The organism is Kaarinaea lacus, assembly GCF_975902315.1.
In genome coordinates, this window is sequence record NZ_CDLKIE010000528.1 from 1 (window position 1) to 4,961 (window position 4,961).

Consider the following 4,961-nt stretch of genomic DNA (forward strand, 5'->3'; position numbering starts at 1 on the left):
TAATCATACCATAGGTACACATGGATTCGCCGCAAAGAATCTTCGCTATTACACTGGAATTGAGCTCAATGTAAGACGGGAATTGCACTAGCGGTTTTACATACGCCACGGATAGTTTGAGCGATGTATTCGGCGCGTTTTGTACCAGTATGCGATAAGTGGTTTGTTTCCACTGCCAGCTATCTGTTCCCGAGCAGCATCATTTTTCATGTAACGCTCACAAAGTTCGATCAGGACTGACTAGTCGCCCCGTCAGAATCCAACACGCTTCTCGTGTAAAAATATTGGGAATCACAAACTACGGTCGCCGGGAAATCATGAAAACCTGAACACTGTTCGGTCACCCAGAATGGACTACGTCCACGCCCCTTTGATGAAAGGGTGGCATGGATTAAATTCTTACTTAATTGCACTGAAAAAATTAGTCTTTTCTTTTTTGTTGACTGGAATTATTTCGCAAACCAGGAAAAGGTAATTTTTCGACCTCGTTATCTTTGGGCTTTGTACTCCTTCTGCATCCAAATAAGTGACCCCTTATGTGCAATAGTTTTTGGTCGCTTAATCGTAGCGTAAATAGTAACATTGGAGAAAGATTGTTTAGAAATTTTGCAATAAACCTGGCAACACATCCATGAACATAATAAAAAGTTTAAACGAAAGAAAACTACTGTATTTGTTATTGACCTGCATCTTTATATTTACATTATTACGTCTTTTTAGAAAAGCACTGCTAATTAACACTGGCCATATTGATGGCGTTTATCAAACATTCAATATACTAACAAGAATCTCCGCTGGTGATATAGCAGGATCGGATTTTTATCCTTACCTGGGCCTTGGGCCTACGTTTTCTTTATATCCAATATTCGAACTTTTAGGAGGTACTGTTTTTGCGTCGCAATTTTCAGCCAACCTGGTGACAACCACCTTTTGGTTAATCAGCCTGATACTCATAGCATCTTTTAGCCCACTGCGCGAGCTATCTAAAGCAAAGCTCATAACTTTTCTCGTGCTTATTTATATTATATTTGGACTTAAGGCATCCCTTCCTGGAAACAGTCTGTTGGTTGCCCGTAGTTTTGCCGCAATAATTGCAGCTCTTTCAGCATACTACTTTCTACTAAAATCGAATAAACCGGTCTTATATGGCATCAGTATTTCTGTAATTCTATTGTGGTCAAACGACTATGGCATTCCAACTGCTATCGCGATGCTAATAGTATTGTTTATCCACAACTTTCCTAGCCCGCTTAGGAAAAATACATTGATTACCATAGGCTCGTTGCTGATAGCAACACCTATACTAATATTCATTTATACCAAGGGTCATATTACGGAATATATCAACTTCACTAAGGATGTCGCAGCAGATCAATTCTGGTATTTCGCCTTCTATACTCGTGATGCAAACTATTACTCTTTAAGTGACTCGTTACTATTCTGGTTCAGAAAGGACTCCTTACTTGGTTCTTTTTTGCTATTAACATCACTTCCTTTGCTATTCCTTTTACTTATTGACGCAATAAAAAATAAAAGTCAAAACTCCATTATTCTATTAATAATCGGCCTGTCGACACTTGGAGCAGGCTTGTTATCAGAAATCGGCGGCCATAAATCACTACATTACTATCGCTCGCTTTTCTCAACATATCCGTTCTTACTACTACAGACAATACATATAGCTCAGCACCGATGGATTTGGGTACACAAAAAGCTTTACCGAATAAATAGCTTAACCAGGAGAATGAAGTCTATACCAGTCAATTATTTGTTAACATTTTTATTAGGAGCCTCTTTAATTGGTATTGGCCTTGAATCCAGCAAAGTCTTTGCGATGACCAAATCTGCGACATATATTGAAGCGCTTGGCGGCTATATGGACGATAAAAATTTAGCGCAAGTTCAAATAACGAATAATTTACTCAAGCAACATGGCTCCAAAGTGAAAATATTATCCGAGTATCCTGCAATACCTCATGCAATACTTGGCCAAAAAAGTGAATTAATCGCTAATTCTGTTATTCACGCACTGGGACCCACCACAAGAGAACTCTACTACAGCCAAATAAATAACATCGACTTTCAATACGCAACAACCACGAATCCAGAATATTCTTTCTGGCAAAGATGGAGTTTATTCCAGAACTGGCGTTTTTATAAATATGTAATTTTAAACTTTGAGCCCCTGCATACTACACACGAATTGATTTTTTGGCGCCACAGCATCCGCGCATCTACAGAAGAAATTAATCTAAAAACTCGCTGTAACATTGAACATATTTCTCCTTCACGCGCAAGAATCATAGTTCAGGGATCAAAACAAGATTCCCTGTATGAAGTACAGCTAAACTATAGACTCTTATTTCAAAGCACATTGGTTCCAATAATAGGCAGAAATCATTTAATCAGAATAAAATCATCATCACTACCCAAAGAAATCGACAATTTATTTTCTATTCCTCCATACACGGAATACGCAGAGTTCCCAGTAATATTAGAAAAAGGAATAGATAATTCGTTCTTGATTGTCGCAGACCCGGAAAAACGCAGCACCCTGAGAATCGATGATTGTCAGATAAGGTTCATTACGGAAAATAAAGAAATAATTAGCGCGATAAGGGATTAATATCGTATGGAATGTATTCCAATAATATATTTACAATATACTCAGCCGGGACTTAATCGCCCTAACCCGAACGAAGGCCAATAACAGCTTTTGTTGTACTATTTAAGTGCTGTTGCAATCCTGGCTAGAAGGCGTTGAATTCTCGTTCTCAATATATAACCAATCAAAGCGAAACCAAAAATCATGAATGGCAAATGCCAGAGAATGATATTAATGTCTGTGTGAATATAAGAGTGGCTTTTGGCCAGAACAAACCAGGACAATGGTGCCAGAATAGATAACCAGGTAGTGATAATCAGCGCACGTAATACCGGATTGCTTATTCTAAATTCGGTCAATTCGTACTTTTCCTTAAACACTTTGAATGTAATAAATACGAAGACCAGGATCCACAACAGATAAGGTACTTTCAACCGAAAGGAGCCCCCTCTAAGCAGGTATTCATCAAATACCACCGAAAATACGGATGCTTTTTGTGATTCATAGTAAGGTGTATTTAAAAACAACTCGGGATCGGCATGCGTGCGAGTCAAAATACGATCTTCAATAATACTCACCGCCTGTTCAGTACTTCCCGTTGCTAATGTCAACTGGTATGTATGTAGAATAATCGCAAACACAAAACCCAATAACCCAAAAGCCCCAATCACAGAGCAACGTAGCAGTAATTTTCTACCTGACCAGGAATTTTTAACAGCAAAATAGACCAGCGGCGCAAGCATTGCCAGAAGGATAGTGCTAATAAACTCGTAGCCCATCGTTGATTTTAAGAACACGGCCAGCATGACCAACAATGCCACCCAAAAAATATTGACTTTTCTTCCTAACTCCTCCAGCTTGACTGCTAACAATACAATCACCATGGGTAAAAACATTGCATATACCATCCAGTACAGGTTTTTACCCATATAGACCTGCCACTTCGATAACACAATTGTCGCCAGTAAAAAACAGGAAGCTTCTATCCCAATATCGAAATACAACACAACTATGACAATAGACAATACCAGCGCAAATAGAAGTGATGTTACACCTCGGTATATAGCAAGCCTGGTCGATGGTTTAAAATTGAGTTTCTTAAATAAATATTCGAGCTGGCCAAGGAAGATTCCCTGCATTCCAAACTGAGAATCATATTCTTCATATTCCCCCCCATTAATCTCTCCCACAAATAACTTTGTTTGATTCAGATTCATGTCGCCTTCCAGCCCCATATACCGACCAAGCCTGGCTTCAGAACTAAAAATACCGTCATTCCCTGACTTAACAAGCCTTCCTATAACCAGGGCTTCCGAATCACTCTGGTAACTATCAAATTTCTCGGGATTAACCGCGTGGAATAAATTAAAATTGAATGAAAAAAAAAGCGTCAGCAAACTAACAATAAATAAAGTTACGCCCTGTTTGTCCTGGATGCCTTTCATCTTTGTTATGATATTTATGTATGTTACCTGTCAAATGAGCAATAATTACGAATATAACTGCAACCTGTGTTTTTTCACTGCCGATCAGGCAAGCTATGGATTACAAAAGAATGGATCCGCTTAGATATATCCTGAACTGGAACAATCACCAACACTATAATTCGCCGATATTTGCATGGAATATTAATTTATTAATTTCACCATTGCAGGTAAACTTCGATCATTATGAAGAGCCTGATAAAAAGATACAACTGGCTTACCAAAGTCCACTTTGATAAAAATTCCGGTTTCTATTACTTCATCAGATATGGACACAAAGTGTTCATCAGACATCCCAGGCACTATTTGCCGGAAAAAGACATCAGGTGGCTTTGTGAAAACATTATATACAAGCACTATTTGCCATCAGATGAAGATCAGGTGGTGGATCTTGGTGTTGGCTATGGTGATGAAGCAATATATCTAAAACATCGATCGAAAAATGTTAAATACCTGGGTGTCGAAGCACAACCTGTCATTTATGAGTGCGCATGTAATACATTTAAACAATTGGGACCGAATTTTTCAGTCTCCCCTTTCGCGGTTAGCAACGAAAAATCTCTGAAGTTTGTCAGCCAATTTGGCTACGCCGGTGCAAGCGATGAAGACGAAGGATACATCGAAATTCCAACTATTAGCTGGGCTGAGCTTGTTGATCGTTACGGTATCGATAAAATAGATCTACTAAAAATGAACATCGAGGGTGCTGAGCGATTTGTTCTGTCATCTATAGACGATTATTCAAATATAAGGCGACTCGTGATTTCCTGTCACGATTTCAGAGCAAATAGCGGAGATGGTGAAAACTTTCGTACAAAAGATTTCGTAATAAATATCCTGTCTGAGAATGGCTATCAAATTGAACATTTTAA

Annotated in this window: 3 protein-coding genes; 2 read left to right on the top strand and 1 reads right to left on the bottom strand. The window is 38.6% G+C overall.

All coding sequences use genetic code 11. The annotated features are described in order from the left end of the window. Positions 1 to 631 precede the first annotated feature (631 nt). Positions 632 to 2,626 (top strand): hypothetical protein, encoded by a 1,995-nt coding sequence (locus ACWVCM_RS16490; RefSeq protein WP_455202866.1) that lies wholly within the window; start codon positions 632 to 634, stop codon positions 2,624 to 2,626. Positions 2,627 to 2,724: 98 nt separating this feature from the next. On the opposite strand, the gene ACWVCM_RS16495 is transcribed toward ACWVCM_RS16490, so the two are convergent. Beyond that, positions 2,725 to 4,050 (bottom strand): hypothetical protein, encoded by a 1,326-nt coding sequence (locus ACWVCM_RS16495; protein ID WP_455202867.1) that lies wholly within the window; start codon positions 4,048 to 4,050, stop codon positions 2,725 to 2,727. 318 nt (positions 4,051 to 4,368) lie between these two features. Here ACWVCM_RS16495 and ACWVCM_RS16500 point away from each other — a divergent pair. After that, a partial coding sequence (locus tag ACWVCM_RS16500) for an FkbM family methyltransferase (protein ID WP_455202868.1) occupies positions 4,369 to 4,961 on the top strand: 593 nt, incomplete at its 3' end.

Bases quoted from the DNA above. Each gene is read 5' to 3' on its own strand.
- ACWVCM_RS16490 (WP_455202866.1), top strand. From the start codon at position 632: ATGAACATAATAAAAAGTTTAAACGAAAGAAAACTACTGTATTTGTTA.
- ACWVCM_RS16495 (WP_455202867.1), bottom strand. From the start codon at position 4,050: ATGAAAGGCATCCAGGACAAACAGGGCGTAACTTTATTTATTGTTAGT.